Here is a 19,594-nt window from a genome sequence, read left to right as displayed (position 1 = left end):
CCGGGCGGCATCGGCGCGCGCGTATGTGTTGCGCGGCGCTCCGGGTGACAGCGATCACTCGTCGGCAGCAGGACCGTATGTGATGGGCCGCGGGGGGCACCGGAAAGTGAGTTCGAACAGTGGGTGAACAAAAGGAGCGGGGCGACTATTTGATGGTGAGCGGGGGGATTCGAGGGCCCGCAACGGCGAGAGGAAGGCCAGCAGGAAGCTCAGCGCCGTGCCGGCCGGGCCGGGGGACGGACCGTGCGCGGGTCACCGCACGTCCACCGCGAACTCGTAGACCACGTCCCGGCGTACGTCCGGGATGACGATGTCGCCGGTCTCCACCGGGCGGCCCTCGGTGTCGTGGATGGTCCGCTCGATCCGGAGCACCAGGTCGCCGACGCCGATCCCCAGCAGATGCGCCTCCGCCCGCCCGGCCCGTGCCGGGCGCGACACCTCGACGACGGTCTCGACGTCCACGCCGATGGAGCGCAGCCGCGTGACAACGCCCCTGCCCGCGAACGGTCCCCGCTCGCGGGCAGGACGACCGGCGTTCCCCGCGTGCGGCCATCGGCTCCCAGGAGTCGGAGAGCTGGACGGGCTGCCCGTCGGCGAGGAACTCGTCCTGCGTGTTGACGCACAGGTCCTCGGTGTTGATGGCGAGCCGCTCGGCGATGGCCTCGGGGCGGGGACGCGCACCAGGCTGTGCGCGTCCCAGGAACCGGGCCGCCCCCGCTCCGGCGTGCCGCCGAGGGCTCGGGCGTCACGGTGCTCGCGATGCCGGGAGCGGAGCATCCGCAGGCGCTCGCGGGGCGTGCGGACATAGGTACCGGAGCCCGCGCGGCCTTCCAGCAGGCCCTCGATGACCAGCCGGTCCACGGCCCGCTGTACGGCATTGCGCCCGACGCCGTACCCCTCGGCGAGCCGCGCCCGGGACGGCAGCCGCGTCCCGGTCTCCCACTCCCCCGCCGGCACCCGTGTGCGCGGGGCGTCGGCGACGGCGAGATACGGCGCCTGTCGGGGCATGGGCGACCCTCCGGTGCGGTGACGTGGTTCCGGGCGGGTTCGCACGCTGCTTCACCGGCTCGGAGTTACTGGATTCAGCACTGCGCTCGGTGTCCGTCGCACCCCGGTCGGCGGCGGCCCGGGCGACCACGGGTGTACTCGGCTCGGCGCAGCGGACGTTACTTCCGTCGGCGGACGCGGCGGGCCGGCCGGCGGAAGACGCTGGTCGGGCGCCCGGCCCCCGACCTGGAGGAAGCGAAGTGAGCCGTCGACTGACACCGAGGGCCCGTAAGAGCTGGGTCGTCGTGCACATGGTCGCCTCGGTCGGCTGGCTGACGCTGATGCTCTGCCTGCTCACCCTCGGGGCCACGGCACTGGCGACCGACGACGCGGACACACTGCGGACCGCGTACCGGGCCATGGGGATGCTGGGCGACGCGCTGATCGTCCCGCTGAGCCTGCTCACCCTGCTCAGCGGGGTGGTGCTGAGCCTCGGCACGCCCTGGGGCCTGTTCCGCTACTACTGGGTCGCCACCAAGTTCTGGCTGACCCTCGCGGCCACAGTGGCCTCGATCTTCGCCCTCACCGCCCGGCTGCACGACGCGGTACACGCGGTGCAACGGCATCCGACCGGTCCGATCGCGGACATGCATCTGGGGTTCATCCGCTACAACACGGTGATCGTGCCGGCCGTCGCGCTGCTGCTGTATCTCGCGAACGTCGTGCTGTCCGTGTTCAAGCCGTGGGGCCGGCGGATCACCGCGCCAGTGCGGGAGGGGCTCCCTCGCGCCGGGGGATGAGCGGGAAAGGCCAAGGGGACCAACGGCGTTGGCTCTGTCGCCGGCCTCCGCCTGACACCGCCGGGGGAGCCCGACCCCGCGGCCCGGTGGCCGGCGCGACCCGGGCTCCCTTTCCGTTTCAGGTCTGGCGCGGGTCCGGCCTGAGGACGGCGAAGACCGCCTGCGCCGGGTCGGCCAGCCAGGCGATGCGGCCGACGCCGGGGACGTTCGCCGCCGGCATCAGCACCGAGCCGCCGTTGGCGCCGACCGAGGTGACGATCGCGTCCGCGTCGGTCACGGCGAAGTACGGCACCCAGCGCGCGCCCTCCGAGTCGTCCCGCGTCGGGGCCACACCGCCGAAGGAACCCTCCTGCTGGTCGCCCTCCCCGATGCTGAGCACCTGGTACGTCATGCCCGGCGCCTGCATCTCCTGCGACCGCCAGCCGAACAGGGCGCGGTAGAAGCCGATGGCCGCCTGTGGGTCGCCGACGTGCAGCTCCACCCACACCAGCGCGCCGTCCTCCGACGCCCGCTGCAGACCCTGCCCCTTCTGCAGCACCGCGAACTGCGCGCCCTGCGGGTCGGTGAACTGGGCGAAGGTGGTCTCGCCCATGCTCATCGGCTCGGCGCGCACCGAGCCGCCGGCGTCGGTCACGGCCCGGGCGGTGTCCTGGGCGTCGTCGGTGCGGAAGTACGTCATCCAGGCGGATCTGGCCCCCCGTTCGGTCAGCGGGCCGAGGCCGGCCACCGTGCCGCCGTTCTTCTGGAAGAAGCCGTAGCCGCCGCCTTCCGGGCCCGCGGAGGCGAACTCCCAGCCGAGGACGGCGGTGTAGAAGGCGACGGCCGCCTGTGTGTCGGGGCTGCCGAGGTCGATCCAGATGGGCGAGCCGGTACGGAACTCTGTGCCGAGCATGCGTCTCCTCCTGCGTCCGGTGCGGAAACGCCCGCCACTATGCCGACGCGAGCGGCCCGGATCGGGCCGGGACACGGGAAAAGGCCCCGCGAATCTGCGCAGGAGTGCCACACGGGCTGCACACAGCCTTTCGAAAGGCTCGTTACCGTGACGGTCGCCCGCTCCCCATTGGACTCAGGAAGACCACAGATGGACTACTGCTCCTCGTGCCGCCGGCACCTCAACGGCGCCCTGGTCTGCCCGGGGTGCGGTGCCTACGCCCCGGACATAGCCCCACCCCGCTCCACCGCCGCCGTCACAGCCGTTCGGCCCGCCGCCGACGACTGGTTCGGCGCCAAGGAGCCTGCCGCGGTACCGCCCGCCGACGCCGAGGGCACACCGCCCGCCGACGTCACCGACGCGCCGCCCGCCGGTCGGGGACGCGCCGCCCGCCGCCGGCAGCTGGCCCGCTGGAAGAAGAACAAGCGCCGGGCCGCGGTGGCGACCGCAGTCGCGCTCGTCGGCGGCGGCCTGACGCTCGCCTCGCTGGACCGCGGCAACAACGACCGCGCCCAGGCGGCCACCGCACCGGACAACCGGAGCATGAGCCTCACCGACGAGCCGCCGGCCGCGCCCAGTGACCCGCCGTCCACCCCCGCGTCGCCCGCCGCCACGCACCGGCACACGCCCGCCACACCCTCGGCGCGGACGACACCCGGCGTGAACGCCCCCCAGCAGCAGCACTCCCTCGCCCCCGCCACCCACACGGCCCAGACCGCCGGCCACCCGCACACCGCCACGGTCGCCCCGCACCAGGCCGCACCGGCCTCGCAGGCCACACCGGCGGCCCCGCAGCCGCGCAGCACCACTCCGTCGACCTCCGGCACGAGCACGGGCACGAACGCGGGCTCCTCCGGTACGACGGCACAGCCGACGCCCTCCACCGGCACGGGCAGCGGCACGAGCGGCGGCACCTCGACCACCCCTGCCACGGGTTCGACCTCGCACGACCAGCTCTGCCTGGTCCTGGTCTGCCTCGGCTGACGGGCACAACGCGGCACGCCCGGCAGGGCGCCCCCGTCGATCGGCTACGCTACGCGTCCGGCGGCGGGGGGAGACACATGTTCGGCACGATGTCCGTCAGGCGAGTGCGCGCGGCCGGTGTGACGGCCGTCCTGCTGGCCGCGCTCGCCGCGTGCGGGGGCGGCCACGGCGGGGACGACCCGGACCCCGTCCACGGTCTCAAGGACACGCTCCGCCACGTCACCAGGAAGACCACTCAGGCCACCCGGCCGCACATGGTCAAGCGGTGTACGACAGGCACCCACCAGGTCCGGCACTCCTCCCGCTCCGGCTCCGGCAGCCATCGCCACACCCGCACCTGGTACACCACCGAGCGCTACCAGGGCTGCCACAAGGTGCGCAGCGGCACCGAGACGTACCGCAAGGAAGTGCGCCCGGAGCGGTGGTGCGTCCGGCTGGACGACGTGAACGGCAACCGCAAGCGGGACGACGTCTGGTACCGCGTGGACCGTCTCGACTACGGCCGTGTCCTGGACGCCGACGACCACGCGCGCGTGCAGTTCGTCCCGGTGTTCCCGAACCCGGGCTGCTGACGGCACCGCAGCCGCACCCGCTCCCCCTCACCGCTCCCGCGCCCGCTCGATGGCCGACTCCACCGCCGCGATCCGGTCCGCGAGCAGTCCCAGCGCGGCCACCGCCCGGCTCACGGGATCCTCCTCGGGCCCGCCCAGGGTGCGGGCGCGGACGTGGGCGGTCTTCACCTCGGTCCAGCGGGCGGCCCGCTCCGGGCTCAGCGTGCCGCGCAGTTCGGCGAGTTTCAGCAGGTTGGCCTCGGCGCCCGTGGTGAGGGTCTGGGCCTCGGCCGTGTAGTGGTCGTCGACGACGGCCTCGCGTTCGGCGTCGTTCATGACCGGGCGCAGGCGCTGCGCGATCCGGTTCATGTCGCGGTACGAGCCCTGGAGGCGGAACGGAGGTTCCGTGCGGGCGTCTTCCGACTGGGCGGCGGAGGCGATGTAGGCCTCGTTCACCTTCAGCACGGTCGCGCGGACCGCCATCACATGCCGCAGCACGGCCACGGCGGCGTCCAGTTCGGCCGGCGGCATCGGCCGGCTCAGGCGGTCGGCGCGTACCGTCGGGTCGGCGCCGGCCAGCCGGACCAGGAGGTCCAGGTCGGCGCGGTCGCGGGCGGCGAGCGGGGCCAGCACCGGGTTGGCGGTGAGGGAGTTCTCGACGAAGCTGAGCGCGAAGACGTCCTCCTTGCCGGTGAGGACGTCGCCGAGGTTCCACACGTCGGCGCGGTTGGCGAGCATGTCGGGGATGCGGAAGCGCTCGCCGGACTCGGTGTAGGGATTGCCGGCCATGCAGACCGCGAAGCGCTTGCCGCGCAGGTCGTAGGCGCGTGGCTCGCCGTCCCACACGCCGTCCACCCGCCGAGTGGCGTCGCACAGCGGGATGAACTTCTGCAGCAGTTCGGGCGAGGTGTGCTGGATGTCGTCCACGTACAGGAGCGTGTTGTTGCCGGCCGCCAGCGCGAAATTGATCTTCTCGATCTCACGGCGGGCGGTGGCGTTCGGGGCGTCGGCCGGGTCCAGCGAGGTGACGGTGTGGCCGAGCGCCGGGCCGCTGACCTTGACCAGCATCAGGCCCAGCCGGTCGGCGACGTACTCCATGAGCGTCGTCTTGCCGTAGCCGGGCGGGGAGATCAGAAGAAGCAGACCGCCGGTGTCGGTGCGCCTGGACTCGCCGGTGGTGCCCAGCTGCCGGGCCAGGCTGTCGCCGATCAGGGGCAGGTACACCTCGTCGACGAGGCGGCCCCGGACGAACGCCGACATCACCCGGGGACGGTGGTCGTCCAGGCGGAGCCGGTCGCGCTCCGCGGACACCAGGGCCGTACGGCGGCGCTGGTAGGCGCGGAAGGCGGGCACCTCGTCGGCCGCGAACCGGGTCGTCCTGGCCAGGAACTCGTCCAGCCGGAGGTGCAGTCGGCCGTCGGCCACGCGCGGATGCGTGCCCAGCAGGCCCTCGGCGGTCGCCGTCAGTGGGGCGTCGCCGTCGTAGCGCGGCAGGCCGGGGCAGAGCTCGGCGGCGACCGCCTCGGCCAGCTCGCCGGGCCCGGCCTCGGTGCCGGTGGCGGCGGCGTACGCGGCGAGCCAGGCGTGCACCACCTGCCGGCGCGCGGCCAGATCGGTCAGCCCCTCCAAATCCGTGCGATAACTCCCGTCCGCGTGCCGGAACTTCTCCAGCAGGGTGCGCGCCGTGCCGCCCAGGACGAACCCCTCCGGGCCGCCGGTCAGCTCCTCGAAGAGGTACACGGCGGCCGGCCCGCCCGCCACCGAGGCGTCCCAGGCCTCGACCGCCGTCGCCAGCTCGCGCTGCAGCTCCCCGATGGCCGGTACGGCACCGAAGGCGTCCCGGGCGCGGGCCAGCGACACCGCCCGCCGGAACCAGGCGGTCCGGGCCTCCTCCGTCGTGCCGTGCGCCCAGAACAGCTGGGCGGCGGCGCGGGCGGCGGGCTCGTGGCGCAGGGTGCCGGCTCCCTCGTACAGCGGCAGCAGGGCGGTGAGGACGACCGTCGCGTCGTGGTCGTGGACACCGCGCTCGTAGCCCTCGTCGTACGACTCCTGTGCCGCCCGGCGGACCAGGCCCGGCAGATCGTCGGCGGCGGCGAGGACGGCCGGACCGTGCTCGGCGAGCAGGCGGGCGGCGAGGTGCTCGGCGCGGTAGACCTCGGGGGACTCGGAGGGCAGGTGGCGGTCCCAGTAGGGGCGGTACGCGGCGAAGTCCGGGTCGGTGACCGGGGCGCGGTAATCGGTGCCGGTGACCGCGAAGGCGAGGGTGTCGCCGTGCGGGACGAGGGTGAGGTCGAGCGGCTGGGTGTTGACGGCGAAGCGGTGGCCGCCGAGCAGCAGGGTGCGGCCGTCCTCGGCGTACAGGTCGGCGCGATCGCGCAGGGCGCGGGCGGCCTCCTGGCGGGCGGACTTCAGGCGGCCGTCGAGCTCCTCGGCACGCACGCCGTCGCCGAGGGCGCGCAGCTCGTCGGCGGTACGGCGGACCTTGGCGACCAGTGGGTCGGAGGCGAAGTACGTGGTGACCGTGTCGGCATCGGGCAACGTGGCGGCCCGGCGGGCGACCGACTCCAGCATGCGCCCCGCCGAGAGCGCGAGCTGCTCGGCGCGGCGGGCGCGGGCGTCGGCGAGGGACTGCTTGCGGGCGGCGAACGCCTCGTAGATCTCGGCGCGCCGGTCGGCGAGTTCCGCGAGGAAGTCGTCGAACTCGGCGAACCGGCCGTCCAGGTCCTCCAACCGGGCCAGTACGGAGGCGAGTTGGTCGTCGCATTCCTCCGGCGTGCCGGACGCGGCGAGCGCGGCGGTGACGGCCTGGGCGAGCAGCGCGGTCTCGGCCCCGAACTCGGCCCGCCCCTCGCGGTCCTGGAGGTTGCGGCGGCGGGCGTCCAGGGTCGCCCGGGCCCGGTTGACGCCGCCCAGCACCTCGGCGATCCGCTCCAGGACGGCCGTACGGACGGTGGCGTCGGCGATGTCGAGGCCGGTCACGACCTCGGTGACCGTGCGCAGCCCGTCGGCGAGCTCGTCGAGCCGGGCGGCGACGGGCGCGCCCTGGGCCACGGTCTCGACGGCCGCCGCCTCCCGGACCAGCCGCTCGACCTCCGCCCGCTGCCCCGCGAAGGCGTCCTCCCGGGCCAGGAACTGCACCGCGCGCCGCCCGAAGGCGGCGAGGTCGTCCTCGGCGGCGGCCGCCAGCTCCTCCAGCCGGACGGCATCGACGTACCGCAGCTCCCGCAGGGTCAGCAAGTGGCCGTGGGCATGCCGGAGTTCGGTCAGCCCGCGTACCCAGGCGGCGGCCTCGCGCGGTGCCTCGCCGCGCAGCCGGCGCACCACGGCGGCGATCCGCGCGTCGGCCTCGTCGAGGACGTCAGCGGCGTGCCGGGTCAGCTCCCGTACGGTCTCGAACTCGCCCAGCACCTGCTCGGCGGCCGTGCGGACGTCCCCCAAAGGACCGGACAACCCACCCAGTTCAGGCTCGGCGAGCCAGTGATGGGTGTCGGCGGCCCGCACGCAGGCCGCCACCAGCGCCCGGTAGCCCTCGCTCGTCTCGATGCCGTCGGTGACCAGCCGGGCCACGGACAGACAGTCGGCGAGCCCGCGCACGAGGTCCGCGTTGCCGACCCGGGCGAACGCGCCGGTGCCGGTGCGCAGCGCGGCCGCGTGCGTGTCGGAGACGTACGGCGAGGTCCACCAATGCACCGGGTGGGTGTGCGCGGGCTCCTCGCCGCCGTCGCGCAGCACGGCGAGCGCGCCGTCCCCGAACAGCGCCCAGCCCCGGCACGGCAGCGGGTTCGCGACCTCCTTGCGCAGGGTGTTGTACGACAGCAGCAGCGTGCGCCCCTCTGTCCGGGACCGGAAGGCGTACAGCACGTCCTCGCCGTTCGGCGCCCGGACCTCACGCTCGAACTCCAGCCCGCTCACGTCGAGTTCGTACGTCTTGTGGGTCCCGCCCGCCAGGCAGTACCCGCCGGGGAAGACGATCCCCTGCTCCTCGGGCAGCCGCCGGCACGCCTGCCCGATGCCGTCGAGCCGCACCACCGTCCGGCTCAGCGTGTCGAACACGAGGTACCGGTCGGCCTCCTCCTTGTACGGCCGCACCCGCAGCAGCACCAGTGCACCGACCCGGGCATGTCCGACCGCCGCGTCCGCGAGTGCCTGCAACGGCTCCTGCACGGGTTCGGCGTACAGCTCCTGCCCATCGGGGGTGCGTACGGTGAGGGAGCCGCCGACAGTGCTCACCCCCAGCCCTCCGGGGACGGCCACGTACTGGTCCCGGCCGAGGACGTGGTCCTCGCGGGTGGTCTCCGTCCAGGTCACGTCCTGGGCCGGCGGGAAGACGTCGTCGCGGTCGCCGCGCGCGTCCAGGAACGCCACGCGGCCGTCCTCGGCGAGGCTCCAGCGCAGCACGCGGACGTCCTCGGCCTTCTCACCGGTGCGGAACACCGCCAGCAGCCGGCCGTCGACCCGGCGCAGCCGCAGCAGCCGGGCCTGCCGGTAGTACCGGTGCAGTGCGGTGAACTCCCGTACGAACGCCGGGTCGTCGAGGAGTCCGGGGACCGTGTCGTGGGGCAGGCGCTCGCCGTCGCGGCCGTACAGCGCGAGTACGTCCGTGATTCCGCCGGTTCCCTCGCCTCCGCCGGTTCCGCCGGTTCCGCCGGTTCCGCCGGTTCCGCCGGTTCCGCCGGTTCCGCCGAAGAGCAGGGTGTCCCCTACGGCCACGATGTCGCTCGGGACGCGGGGGTGCCCGGTGCGGAGGCGAGCGGTGGCCGCGAGGCCGAGCCGCGCCGAGCCGAACTCCTCGGCCCGGCGGGCGTTGAGGTCCTCGGCCCGCCGGGCAAGCTCTGCGGCGTGCGCGGCCAGCCGGTCACGGAGCACCTCGTAGGTGCCGGCATCCACCTGCGGCGCCTCAGCGGTGGCCATGGCGTGTGCTTCCCTTCGTGGGCTGTGCGGCTACTGGCTCGGGGCTGCGGGTCGTCTGCCGGGTGCGGGTGCGTGGTGGCTGGTCGCGCAGTTCCCCGCGCCCCTTGGGGAACTGCGGCGCCGTCGGCTTCAGGGCGCCGCCGCTGCGGGCAGTCGTGCCTCCCCCAGTGCCGTAAGGGCCTGGGGGGCCTCCAGGCGGCACGGGTGGGCGCAGCGACGCCCCGTCGGCGCGGGCGAGCGAAACGGCCCGTCGTCCAGCGGTAGCGCCGCGCACCCTGCCGACGCCGGTGAGCGGCCCCACCCCGCCCTGCCTCAGCTCCCCGCACCGCTCCCGTTCAGTGCGGTCACCGGTGTGTCCGACAGGCCCAGTTCGCTCGCCCGGTCGAGGAGTTTCTGGAGCTGTCCCGCCTGCGGGCCGCCGCTCTTGATCTGCTTCATCAGCAGCGCCGACACCGTCAGGTTCCGCACGTCCGCCGAGCCGAGCGAGCCGAGGACGCGGGAGAGGTCGTCGGTGAAGCTGCCCGTGCCGTCGAGCCAGGGCTTCGCCAGGGACTGCGCGGTGCGGGAGTTGGCGACGAAGCCGTCCACGCCCTTGCCGAGGGCGATGGAGGACACCAGGCGGTCGAAGAAGACGGACTCCCCGCCGACGATGTCGATATCGGCGTGCTCCAGCCCGGTCGCCAGCACCGTCGCCTGCGCCTCGGCCACCTGCCGCTGTGTCTCCAGGCCGGCCAGCCGGATCTCCTTCTCCGCCTGCAGCCGCAGCCGGTACTCCTCGTGCCCGCGCGAGGCCTCGTCCAGCACGGCCATCGCGGCGGCCTTCTCGGTCAGACCGGCGGCCTCGGCCTTCAGCTTCTCGCCGATCGAGGCGGCCTCCGCGAGCGCCTTCGCCTTGGCACCCTCCGCCTCGGCCAGCCCCTTGGCCCGAGCACCCTCCGCCTCGGCCTTCAGCCGCGCCTCGGTGGCCTCCGCCGCCGCCCGCGCACCCTCGGCCTCCGCGAGACCCTTGGCGCGTGCGCCCTCCGCCTCGGCGAGCGCCTTGGCCTGGGTGCCCTCGGCCTCGGCGCGCAGCAGTGCCTCGGTGGCCTCCGCCTCCGCGCGCCCGGCCTTCACGGTGACCTCGGCCTCCTTGTCCCGGACCTGCACCGCGGCAAGCCCCTCGGCGGCGGCCTCGGCCTGGACGCCCTCGGCGAGCCGCAGCTTGGCCCGGGCGTCGAGGTCGGCGGTCTTCAACCGGGCCTCGGCCAAGGTCAGTTCCTCGGCGGCGCGGTGGGTGGCGGCCTGCTCCGCGGCCTCCGCGGCCTTGATGTCCTTGACCAACTTCTCCTGCGCCTCCGCCTCGGCGGCGATGACGAGGGCCTGCCGCTCGCGCTCCGCCTCCTCGACCACGCGCAGCTTCTTGATGGACTCCTCCTGCTCGGCGACCGTGCGGTCCACCGCGACCCGCTCCCGGATGACCTCGGCGATCTCCCGCTTCTCCGCCTCGACCTCCTTCTCGGCGGCGATCTTCGTCAGCTGGGTCTCCCGCTCCCGGGCGATGACCTCCAGCAGCCGGTCCTTCTCGATGCGCTCGTTCTCGACGGCGATGACCCGCTCGCGGTTCTTCGCGGCGACGGCGATCTCCCGGGCCTGGTTCTCCCGCTGGACCCCCAACTGCTCCTCGGTGCGCAGGAAGGCGCCCTGGGCGCGCAGCCGCTCCTCCTCCACCACGCGGGAGGTCTCGGCCTCCTCGCGGGCCCTGGAGGTCTCGATCTCCCGCTTCTGCTTGATCTCCGCGTCCGCCTGCCGCCGCTCCAGCTCCAGGATGGCCTCGCGGGCGTCGACGTCCTGGCGGGTGATCTCCTTCTGCTCGTTGCGGCGGGCCTCGTTGGTGCGCACGTGCTCGATCGCCGTCAGTTCGGTGATCTTGCGGATGCCCTCGGCGTCGAGGACGTTGGCCGGGTCCATCTGGGAGAGCGGGGTCTGCTCCAGGTAGTCGATCGCCGCGTCCTCGAGGTGGTAGCCGTTGAGGTCGACACCGATCAACTCGATGATGTGGTACCGGAGTTCCTCGCGCTTGGTGTACAGGTCGGTGAAGTCCATCTGCTTGCCGACGGTCTTCAGCGCCTCGGAGAACTTCGCGTGGAACAGCTCCTGCAGCGTGTCCTGGTGGCTGGCACGCTCGGTGCCGACGGACTGGGCGACCTTGATGACGTCCTGGACGGTCTTGTTGACCTTGACGAAGAACAGGATCCGGATGTCGGCGCGGATGTTGTCCCGGCAGATCAGCCCGTCCCGGCCGGAGCGGCTGATCTCGATGGTCTTCACCGAGATGTCCATGACCTCGGCCCGGTGCAGGATCGGCAGCACGACCTGCCCGGTGAAGGACACGTCGACGCGCCGCGTCTTCGACACGATCAGGGCCTGGCTCTGGTCCACCTTGCGGTACAACCGGGAGAAGGCGAGCAGCGCGAGCAGCACGACGACGAGACAGGCGGCGACGAGCACGCCGAGGACTTCCATGGCATACGTCCTTGCGTCAGACGATGAAGTACGGAGCCCCCCGGGATCGCGGTGCCGGCCGTGTACCGGCCCCCGTACCGGTACTTGAGTACCGGTCATCCGCCGGTGCCCGGCACCGCGATCCTCCGTAGTGCTCCCCGCGGACGATGGTGCGGCCAGGGCGTACACCCGCGCATTGCCGGTGTCCGGCAGTGTTCACTAGGGTCTGGATGCCGGACAGGCGCTAGGAAAGCGTCACCGGTGCGTCAAGATCGCGGGAGCACGGGGGACGGGGGCCGGGAACGGCATGGGGGACAAGTACGACATACGCGACGGGTCCGAGCACTTTCTGGACGGCTTCACCCGGACACTGGCCGAGGTCTCGGCCACCGGCCGACGGCTGACCAGGGAGGAGCTGAAGACCCGCCGGACCCTGGGCGAGCAGGCCGCCGAGGCCGGACACGGACTGCGCGCGCTGATCGTGGCCCACCTGGCCGCGACCCGCGCCGCCTGGTCGGCCGCGCCCGGCTCGGCCGAGAGCAGTCTGGCCACGCTGGCCGCCGTCGAGCAGGCGATCGACGCGTTCGCCGAGGGCTACGAACGCGCCCAGCGGCTCACCGTACGCCGCGAGGAGGCCGCGCGCCGGGAGTTCATCGACGACCTGCTCTACGGCCGCAGCGACCTGGGCCGCCTCGCCGAGCGCGCCGAACGCTTCGGCCTGCACCTGTCCCGGGCGCACGCGGTGGCCGTCGCCGAGGGGCTGTCCGCATACGTCGAGGGCGGCCCGGTCGCCCGCCGGGTCGAGGCCGCCGTGCTCGCCCGCTTCGACTCGCGCAGCATCCTGCTGACCACCAAGAACGGCCGGATGCTGTGTGTCGCGCCCGGCGACGAGGACGAGATCCTCCTCCACTTCGCCAAGCAGGCGTACGCGGCGTCGGACGGCGTCCGGATCGCCATCGGCCGCCCGCAGCACGGCGCCGGCGGGGTGGTGCAGTCGTACGAGGAGGCCCTCGCCGCGCTGGAGATGGCCGTGCGACTCGGCCTGGCCGGGCCGGTGCTGCGGGCCGCCGACCTCCTCGTCTACCCGGTGCTGGCCCGGGACCGGCAGGCGCTGGTCGACCTGGTGTCGCACACCCTCGGCCCGCTCACCCAGGCCCGCGGCGGAGCCGTACCCCTGCTGGACACGCTCGGCGCCTACTTCGACTCCGGCTGCGTGGCCGCCGAGGCCGCCCGCCGGCTCTCCCTCAGCGTCCGCGCGCTCACCTACCGGCTGGAACGCATCCACAAACTCACCGGCGCCGACCCGGCCGACCCGGCGCACCGCTACATGCTCCAGACGGCCGTGATCGGCGCCCGCCTCCTGGACTGGCCGAACCGGCCGCTGTAACCGCCGTCGCGTCGGGGGCCGGGTATTTCACCCGGACCGGAAAGTACTTGCATTAATGGAAAGTACTGTCCATGCTTACGGTACCAACCGGGGCGGCCCGACCACCCGCCCCTCGCTGCCCGTATCGGAGGCACACATGAACAGCACGGGGGACCCGATCGACGCCCGGCAGGCCCGGGACGCGCTCGCCGCCGCCTGCGCCGCACGGACCGCGGCGCGCAGGGCGAGCGAGCGCGACCGGCCCCGCGGGTACGCCATGGGCCAGGGCCTGACCTTCGCGGCCGGATTCACCGCACTGGGCGTCGCCAACCAGGAGCCGCAGTGGGGGATCTGGCTCCTGCTCGCCGCTCTCCCGTGCCTGATCGCCTTCTTCGTACTGATCTGGCTCGGCGCGCATCACGGCGGGGTGACACGCTGGTTCAGCCGCGACCGCGGACCCGGCCGGCCGGCCTGGTACGCCTGGGTGATGCCCTTCGTCCCCCTGGCCATCGGCCTGCTGGCCGCGATCCCGTACGGAACGACGGGCTGGCTCATCGCCTTCGGCCTGGCGTCCGGCGCGGACTACGTCCTGCGCGCGACCCGGCAGGCCGACGCCGTATGACCGGCCCGGCGCGCGGCGCTCCCCCCGCTCTCGACCGCGAATTCCACCACCCGACCCGGCTCGCCCTCGCCGCCTATCTCTCGGCGTGCGGCGAGGCGGAGTTCGCCGTGCTGCGGGACTACTGCCAGGTCTCCGACTCCACGCTGAGCAAGACCCTCTCCGCACTGGAGAAGACGGGCTACGTCAGCATCCGCAAGGGCCACCTCGGCAAGCGCCCCCGCACCTGGGCCGCGCTCACGCTCACCGGCCGCAGGGCGCTCGCCCGCCATCTGGCGGCGCTGGAGGAGATCGCGGCTACGGCCCGCCGGGCCGCGGCTGCCGGTACCGGTACCGGTGCGGAGGACACCCCCGGCAGCTGAAGCACCGCCGCCGAAGGGCCGCTGTCCGCAGGGGGCCTACTCCTCGTCGATGGTGCGCACCGCAGTCGCCCGCCCCGGCTCCGGCGGCTCGGCCAGCTCCGCCCGGACCAGCAGGACGTCACCGATGAAGAGGTCGTACACGAGGATCCCGATCACGCCTCCGATCAGCGGCCCGACGATGGGAATCCACCAGTAGCCGCTGTACACCCCGGACACGCCGCCCGGGAAGGCGAGGCTGCCCCAGCCCTCCGCATAGGTGAGCAGGCGTGGCCCGAAGTCGCGGGCCGGGTTGATGGCATAGCCCGCGTTGGCGCCGTAGGACATACCGATGGCGGCGACGACGAAGCCCACGATCAGCGGGGCGAGGTTGGCCTTCACGGCCTGGTTGCGCACGTCGAGGACGGCGGCGATCAGCATCAGCAGGAACGCCGTACCGACGATCTGGTCGATCAGCGGCCCCCAGATCCCGCCGTGGTAGTACGCCGCCGGGAAGGTGGCGAAGATCGAGAAGGTGGCGTTCGTGCGACCGTTCACCTTCGGCGGGGGCGCGGCGTGGTCGTAGGCGGCGATCGCCTGGTGGTACACGAGATAGACCAGCGCCGCGCCGGTGAGCGCGCCGACGACCTGCGAGAACCAGTACGGCAGGACCTTGGCCCAGGAGAACCCGCGCCGCACCGCCATGGCCAGCGTGACCGCCGGGTTCAGATGCGCCCCGCTCACCCCGCCGCCGACGTACACGCCGAACGCGACGGCGAACGCCCAGCCCCAGGCGATCAGCAGCCAGTCACCGGCCGCCAGGAAGATCGTCGTGGGCGTCGCGGCACGGCCCGAACCGGGCAGCGCGGCGACCGCCGTCGCGACCACGCCGCAGCCGAACGAGATGAGCACGAAGGTCCCGAGGAACTCGGCGAGGCACTCGCCCAGCAGTCCGCCCCGGCTTCTGAGCCGGGACGGCTTGACGATCGCGGGGATGTCGACAGCCACGGCGGTCCCTTTGAAGAGAGCGATACGACCAATATCGCCATATTGGCCCACAAAACCGCGCATCGCAGGGTGACGGTGCCCCTCAGCTGGTGTCAGTGCCCCGTCAGCTGTCGAGATCGTCGGCGAAGTGCCGGAACCCGTGCCGGTCCCGGTGCATGCCCCACAGCGTCTCCGCCAGCACGGCCGGATCCTTGCGGGCGTGCCCGGGAGTGATCGCCCCCGGGATCACCAGCTGCGCGACATGGATCCCCTCGCCGGCCAGCCGCTCGTGCAGCAGATGGCCGTACGCGGTCTCCGCGGCGAACGCGATGGACGTCCCGGCGCGTTCGGTGTTCGGTACGACGGCGGTCCCGCCGTTGACGAGGAGGATCGTCCCGCGTCCCAGCCGGCGCATCCCCGGCAGCACCTGCTGCACGGCGGCGACAGGGCCGTACACGGAGAACTCGATGGGCCCGATGAGATCCCGGTGCCCGGTCTCCAGCACGGGCCGCATGAAGTCCCGGTGCGGCACCGGGCTGTACTGCAGCACCTCGACGGGACCCACCTCGGCCGCCGCCCGCCCCAGAGCTGCGGTCAGCTCCTGCGGCCTGCGCACATCGGCGACGAATCCGCGGGCCGTCACCCCACTGCCGTCGAGGTCCCGCACCAGCGCGTCGAGCCGCTCCCGCTCCCGGGCGAACAGGGCCACCGCGAACCCCTCCCGCCCGAACCGCCGCGCGACGGCGGCCCCCAGCCCCGGCCCGGCCCCGACAATGGCGATACTGCTCATGCCCACCATCCGTACCGCACCCGCCACCGCGCCACACACCGGCCCCGCCATGACGACTGAACGACGTGGTGGCGGCACGTCGCCTGGGCGTCCCGGGCGACCCCTGGGCGGACCACGTGTGGGCCGACGTGATCGAACCGGTGCGGCTAGACGGCCTCGACCTCGGCCACCTGAGCCTCGGCCCCGCGGATCCGCTCCACCTGTGCGGCGGTGACGGCCCGCACGGCCAGGGCCCCGGCGACGGCGGCGCCCACCACGGCGGCATCGCACACGAGCAGCGGCCACACCTCGCTGTAGGCACGCCCGATGATCTCGTCCGTGGAGTCGCGGTACACGACCCCCACCCCGCCGAACGTCCCGAGCAGCCACAGCGCCCACCACAGGTTGACGGAGCCGGGAAGCCGGCGCCCGGGAGCGCTCTTGCGGAACGCGTCGACGACGATCCCGCGCGGAATCCACAGATTGAACACAGGCAGGACCCACCCGAGATACACCCAGAACCCCAGGTACTTCGGCGTGTCCCCCGACAGCGCCCGCGCGTTGTCCCGCAGCCGCCACAGCCAGGACAGGAACAGCAGCGCACAGACCAGGGCGAGCCCGGCCCCCACCGAGGTCACCCAGTGGTACGAATCCTCCAGGGAGTTGAGCGGCCGGTGCACCCCGTTCCCCTGGTCCGGCGGCCCGTCACCCGGCTCCCCCGCGACGGCGAGCCGTACCTCCCACACCCCGCGCACCAGCCAGGCGAGCCCGGCCAGCAGCAGTCCCCCGACAGCCAGCCGCCCGGCCACCTGGACGGGCCGGTAGGCGATCCGGTGGGCGGCAAACTGATCTTTCTCTTCGGTCATCGCGCCATCTTGTCGTACGAAAGCGGCAGGCCACCAGGGACTCCGGGGGCAGGGGCGCCGTTACGCCGTCCGGGTGCATCCGTCACGCGGTCGGCCGCGCGTCGGATGTCGCGTGCGCCGTCCCGCAGCAAAGGATGGCAAGTAGCCGATTTCATGGCATGCGCGGACCGCGAGCATCAGGAGACAGACGACTTGTGAGCATCCTCAACGAACCCCATGGTGCCGCCGCGGCCGAGGACGCCTACGAGAGCGAGGTGCCGGTCAGGGGCAGGCAGCCCGGCAATGTCGTGGTGAAGTGGATGACGACCACCGACCACAAGACGATCGGCACGCTGTATCTGGCGACGTCCTTCGCGTTCTTCCTGATCGGTGGCGTGATGGCGCTCATCATGCGCGCCGAGCTGGCCCGGCCGGGCCTGCAGATCGTCTCCAAGGAGCAGTTCAACCAGCTGTTCACGATGCACGGCACCGTGATGCTGCTGATGTTCGCGACGCCGCTGTTCGCCGGTTTCACCAACTGGATCATGCCGCTGCAGATCGGCGCGCCCGACGTGGCGTTCCCACGGCTGAACATGTTCGCCTACTGGCTGTACCTGTTCGGCTCGCTCATCGCGGTGGGCGGCTTCCTCACCCCTGACGGCGCCGCCGACTTCGGCTGGTTCGCCTACGCCCCGCTCCACGGCGACGTGTACTCGCCCGGTCCCGGCGCGGATCTGTGGATCATGGGTCTGGCCTTCTCCGGTTTCGGCACCATTCTCGGCTCGGTCAACTTCATCACCACGATCATCTGCATGCGCGCTCCAGGTATCACCATGTTCCGCATGCCGATCTTCTGCTGGAACGTGCTGCTGACCGCCGTCCTGGTCCTGCTGGCCTTCCCGGTGCTGGCCGCCGCCCTGTTCGCCATCGAGGTGGACCGCCAGTTCGGGGCGCACATCTACGACTCGGCCAATGGCGGCGCGCTGCTGTGGCAGCACCTCTTCTGGTTCTTCGGCCATCCCGAGGTGTACATCATCGCGCTGCCGTTCTTCGGCATCATCAGCGAGATCATCCCGGTGTTCGCCCGCAAGCCCATGTTCGGCTACATGGGCCTGATCGCCGCGACCATCTCCATCGCCGGCCTGTCCGTCACCGTGTGGGCCCACCACATGTACGTCACCGGTGGTGTGCTGCTGCCCTTCTTCTCCTTCATGACCTTCCTGATCGCCGTGCCGACCGGCGTGAAGTTCTTCAACTGGATCGGCACGATGTGGAAGGGCAGTCTGTCCTTCGAGACCCCGATGCTCTGGGCGGCGGGCTTCCTCGTCACGTTCCTCTTCGGTGGCCTGACCGGTGTCATCCTGGCCTCACCGCCGATGGACTTCCACGTCTCGGACTCGTACTTCGTGGTGGCCCACTTCCACTACGTGGTCTTCGGTACGGTCGTGTTCGCGATGTTCGCCGGCTTCCACTTCTGGTGGCCGAAGTTCACCGGCAAGATGCTGGACGAGCGCCTCGGCAAGATCACCTTCTGGACGCTGTTCGTCGGCTTCCACACCACCTTCCTGGTCCAGCACTGGCTCGGCGCCGAGGGCATGCCGCGCCGCTACGCCGACTACCTGGCCGCCGACGGCTTCACGGCCCTGAACACCCTCTCCACCATCGGCTCGTTCCTGCTCGGCCTGTCGATGCTGCCGTTCCTCTACAACGTGTGGAAGACGGCCAAGTACGGCAAGCCGGTCGCCGTGGACGACCCCTGGGGCTACGGGCGCTCCCTGGAATGGGCGACCTCCTGCCCGCCCCCGCGGCACAACTTCCTCACTCTCCCCCGGATCCGCAGCGAATCCCCGGCGTTCGACCTGCACCACCCCGACATCGCGATGCGGGAGCACGAGCACCCGGTCCCGGCGCGGCCCGACCGAGGACAGGGGTGATCGGACTGCCGAGGCAGGGAGCCGACGACGCGCTCGCCAACGAGGTGGAGGGATACCTGCTCTGGCAGGCCCGCATCGCCGAGGCGGAGCAGCGCGCACGAGAATTCACCGGGCCCCTGGAGTGGCTGACGACCGCGCAACGCGAGGAGATCGAGCGCCGGTACGTCGCCGACAGCCTGGCCAGGGCCCGGGCCGACCTGGAACGCATCGCGGCCCGCTGCATGTCGCTGCGCGCCGAGTACGAACACCGCTACGACGAACTGCGCCGCCGCTGCCTCGCCCTGACCCTCGCGGTGTGCACCGGCTGCACGGCCCTGGCCACGCTGCTGCTGCTCCTGTGACCGGAACCGTCACCACAAGGCCGTACGACCGTCACGCCATCCAGAAGAACACCGCCGTCATGCGCTTCTCCTCCAGCGTGGTTCCGCAGTAACCCGTCGCGCTGTGCACCAGGTTGGCGTTGTAGAGGAGGAGGCGGTTGTACTTGTGGGGGACTCGGACGTCCTCCTCGAAATGGTCGGCCGGGACGAACCTCGTGCCGAGGGCCTCGACGAGGTTGTTGTGCGGGGCCTGGACGATGTTGCCGCCGAGCCGGCCGCCGGGCAGTGACTGGCGGTAGAAGGCGGTGCCGCAGTTCTTGGGGACACCGGGATTCAGATACAGCACGGCGGCGTACCGGCACAGGGCGCGGGAGTCCGTGTGCGGACGGGGCTCGCTCTCGCCCTCGCCGACCACCTGGACGCAGTTGTGGTTCAGGGTGCCGCCGCCGGGCGCCTGCTGCACCCACAGCTCCTTCGCCCCGGTGACCTGCTTCACCAGGCCTTCGACGCGGGCGAGTTCACCGGGTTCCAGTCCGGGCATGGCGCGCAGGCCGGGCCAGGTCTCGGAGGTGTACGGGTAGCCCTTGACCCAGTCGTCCTTGGCCAGGCACCGCTCCCGTACGGCGTCCGCCTCGGGCAGGACGTCGTCGAAGACCCAGTAGTCGCGGCCCTTGGTGGGCTTGCGGTAGGGCAGGACGGGGAGGGAGGCGGGAGCCGGAGGGCGTCCGCCCGGCATGCGGGACGATGGTGGCTGTGGGGGCATGCGGCGAA

Annotated in this window: 15 protein-coding genes and 1 pseudogene; 8 read left to right on the top strand and 8 right to left on the bottom strand. The window is 72.4% G+C overall.

What is annotated here, in order from left to right; genetic code table 11:
* Nucleotides 1-252: 252 nt before the first annotated feature.
* Nucleotides 253-1,008: pseudogene (locus tag AB0M27_RS30845) on the bottom strand (GntR family transcriptional regulator).
* Between the two features lie 239 nt (nt 1,009-1,247).
* Here AB0M27_RS30845 and AB0M27_RS30840 point away from each other — a divergent pair.
* On the top strand, nt 1,248-1,787 hold the full coding sequence (locus AB0M27_RS30840; RefSeq protein ID WP_365726426.1) for a DUF2269 domain-containing protein: 540 nt from the start codon (nt 1,248-1,250) through the stop codon (nt 1,785-1,787).
* A gap of 118 nt (nt 1,788-1,905) precedes the next feature.
* On the opposite strand, the gene AB0M27_RS30835 is transcribed toward AB0M27_RS30840, so the two are convergent.
* On the bottom strand, nt 1,906-2,679 hold the full coding sequence (locus tag AB0M27_RS30835; RefSeq protein ID WP_365726425.1) for a VOC family protein: 774 nt from the start codon (nt 2,677-2,679) through the stop codon (nt 1,906-1,908).
* Nucleotides 2,680-2,868: 189 nt separating this feature from the next.
* Between AB0M27_RS30835 and AB0M27_RS30830 the strand changes: the two genes are divergently transcribed.
* Together AB0M27_RS30830 and AB0M27_RS30825 are read left to right on the top strand one after the other, a co-directional pair.
* Complete coding sequence (locus AB0M27_RS30830) at nt 2,869-3,702, top strand: hypothetical protein (RefSeq protein ID WP_365726423.1); 834 nt, start codon at nt 2,869-2,871, stop codon at nt 3,700-3,702.
* Nucleotides 3,703-3,791: 89 nt separating this feature from the next.
* Nucleotides 3,792-4,274, top strand: coding sequence for a hypothetical protein (locus AB0M27_RS30825; RefSeq protein ID WP_365726421.1), 483 nt, complete (start codon nt 3,792-3,794; stop codon nt 4,272-4,274).
* 27 nt (nt 4,275-4,301) lie between these two features.
* Here the strand turns inward: AB0M27_RS30825 and AB0M27_RS30820 are convergent, their stop codons facing one another.
* Nucleotides 4,302-9,164 (bottom strand): DNA repair ATPase, encoded by a 4,863-nt coding sequence (locus AB0M27_RS30820; protein ID WP_365726419.1) that lies wholly within the window; start codon nt 9,162-9,164, stop codon nt 4,302-4,304.
* 312 nt (nt 9,165-9,476) lie between these two features.
* On the bottom strand, nt 9,477-11,666 hold the full coding sequence (locus AB0M27_RS30815) for a flotillin family protein (RefSeq protein WP_365726417.1): 2,190 nt from the start codon (nt 11,664-11,666) through the stop codon (nt 9,477-9,479).
* A 286-nt stretch (nt 11,667-11,952) separates the two neighbouring features.
* On the opposite strand from AB0M27_RS30815, the gene AB0M27_RS30810 reads away from it, so the two are divergent.
* From AB0M27_RS30810 to AB0M27_RS30800, 3 genes are all read left to right on the top strand, one after another.
* A complete protein-coding gene (locus tag AB0M27_RS30810) occupies nt 11,953-13,032 on the top strand; it encodes a helix-turn-helix domain-containing protein (protein ID WP_365726415.1) in 1,080 nt (359 codons plus the stop codon).
* A gap of 136 nt (nt 13,033-13,168) precedes the next feature.
* Nucleotides 13,169-13,633, top strand: a complete 465-nt coding sequence (locus AB0M27_RS30805) for a hypothetical protein (RefSeq protein WP_365726414.1) — start codon at nt 13,169-13,171, stop codon at nt 13,631-13,633.
* Entirely contained in the window at nt 13,630-13,992 is a 363-nt protein-coding gene (locus AB0M27_RS30800) for a transcriptional regulator (RefSeq protein WP_365726412.1), read from the top strand. The genes AB0M27_RS30805 and AB0M27_RS30800 overlap by 4 nt, the downstream gene beginning before the upstream one ends.
* Before the next feature lie 36 nt (nt 13,993-14,028).
* Here AB0M27_RS30800 and AB0M27_RS30795 read toward each other — a convergent pair whose 3' ends face one another.
* The 3 genes from AB0M27_RS30795 to AB0M27_RS30785 all read right to left on the bottom strand — a co-directional run bounded on the left by AB0M27_RS30795 (nt 14,029) and on the right by AB0M27_RS30785 (nt 16,590).
* On the bottom strand, nt 14,029-14,976 hold the full coding sequence (locus AB0M27_RS30795) for an MIP family channel protein (protein ID WP_365726410.1): 948 nt from the start codon (nt 14,974-14,976) through the stop codon (nt 14,029-14,031).
* Nucleotides 14,977-15,079: 103 nt separating this feature from the next.
* The gene (locus AB0M27_RS30790) at nt 15,080-15,745 is read right to left on the bottom strand and encodes an SDR family NAD(P)-dependent oxidoreductase (RefSeq protein WP_365726408.1); all 666 of its coding nucleotides are present in this window, start codon (nt 15,743-15,745) and stop codon (nt 15,080-15,082) included.
* Between the two features lie 146 nt (nt 15,746-15,891).
* Nucleotides 15,892-16,590 carry a DUF4328 domain-containing protein gene (locus tag AB0M27_RS30785; RefSeq protein WP_365726406.1) on the bottom strand — a complete coding sequence of 233 codons (699 nt, stop codon included), beginning with the start codon at nt 16,588-16,590 and terminating at the stop codon, nt 15,892-15,894.
* Between the two features lie 194 nt (nt 16,591-16,784).
* Between AB0M27_RS30785 and ctaD the strand changes: the two genes are divergently transcribed.
* Together ctaD and AB0M27_RS30775 are read left to right on the top strand one after the other, a co-directional pair.
* Nucleotides 16,785-18,503 carry a cytochrome c oxidase subunit I gene (gene ctaD, locus AB0M27_RS30780; RefSeq protein WP_365726404.1) on the top strand — a complete coding sequence of 573 codons (1,719 nt, stop codon included), beginning with the start codon at nt 16,785-16,787 and terminating at the stop codon, nt 18,501-18,503.
* Entirely contained in the window at nt 18,500-18,844 is a 345-nt protein-coding gene (locus AB0M27_RS30775) for a cytochrome C oxidase subunit I (protein WP_365726402.1), read from the top strand. The genes ctaD and AB0M27_RS30775 overlap by 4 nt, the downstream gene beginning before the upstream one ends.
* Nucleotides 18,845-18,875: 31 nt before the next feature.
* On the opposite strand, the gene AB0M27_RS30770 is transcribed toward AB0M27_RS30775, so the two are convergent.
* Nucleotides 18,876-19,586: a DUF6445 family protein gene (locus AB0M27_RS30770; protein ID WP_365726400.1), complete on the bottom strand. Its 711-nt coding sequence runs from the start codon at nt 19,584-19,586 to the stop codon at nt 18,876-18,878.
* Between the last annotated feature and the right edge of the window lie 8 nt (nt 19,587-19,594).

The organism is Streptomyces sp. NPDC052107, assembly GCF_040680215.1.
GTDB lineage: Bacteria > Actinomycetota > Actinomycetes > Streptomycetales > Streptomycetaceae > Streptomyces.
The sequence above is the reverse complement of the archived record's forward strand: the minus strand, read 5'-3'. Positions and strand labels throughout refer to the sequence as shown.

Coding starts and splice junctions, on each gene's coding strand:
- AB0M27_RS30835 (WP_365726425.1), bottom strand. CDS start 2,679: ATGCTCGGCACAGAGTTCCGTACCGGCTCGCCCATCTGGATCGACCTC.
- AB0M27_RS30830 (WP_365726423.1), top strand. CDS start 2,869: ATGGACTACTGCTCCTCGTGCCGCCGGCACCTCAACGGCGCCCTGGTC.
- AB0M27_RS30825 (WP_365726421.1), top strand. CDS start 3,792: ATGTCCGTCAGGCGAGTGCGCGCGGCCGGTGTGACGGCCGTCCTGCTG.
- AB0M27_RS30820 (WP_365726419.1), bottom strand. CDS start 9,164: ATGGCCACCGCTGAGGCGCCGCAGGTGGATGCCGGCACCTACGAGGTG.
- AB0M27_RS30815 (WP_365726417.1), bottom strand. CDS start 11,666: ATGGAAGTCCTCGGCGTGCTCGTCGCCGCCTGTCTCGTCGTCGTGCTG.
- AB0M27_RS30810 (WP_365726415.1), top strand. CDS start 11,953: ATGGGGGACAAGTACGACATACGCGACGGGTCCGAGCACTTTCTGGAC.
- AB0M27_RS30805 (WP_365726414.1), top strand. CDS start 13,169: ATGAACAGCACGGGGGACCCGATCGACGCCCGGCAGGCCCGGGACGCG.
- AB0M27_RS30800 (WP_365726412.1), top strand. CDS start 13,630: ATGACCGGCCCGGCGCGCGGCGCTCCCCCCGCTCTCGACCGCGAATTC.
- AB0M27_RS30790 (WP_365726408.1), bottom strand. CDS start 15,745: ATGAGCAGTATCGCCATTGTCGGGGCCGGGCCGGGGCTGGGGGCCGCC.
- AB0M27_RS30785 (WP_365726406.1), bottom strand. CDS start 16,590: ATGACCGAAGAGAAAGATCAGTTTGCCGCCCACCGGATCGCCTACCGG.
- AB0M27_RS30770 (WP_365726400.1), bottom strand. CDS start 19,586: ATGCCCCCACAGCCACCATCGTCCCGCATGCCGGGCGGACGCCCTCCG.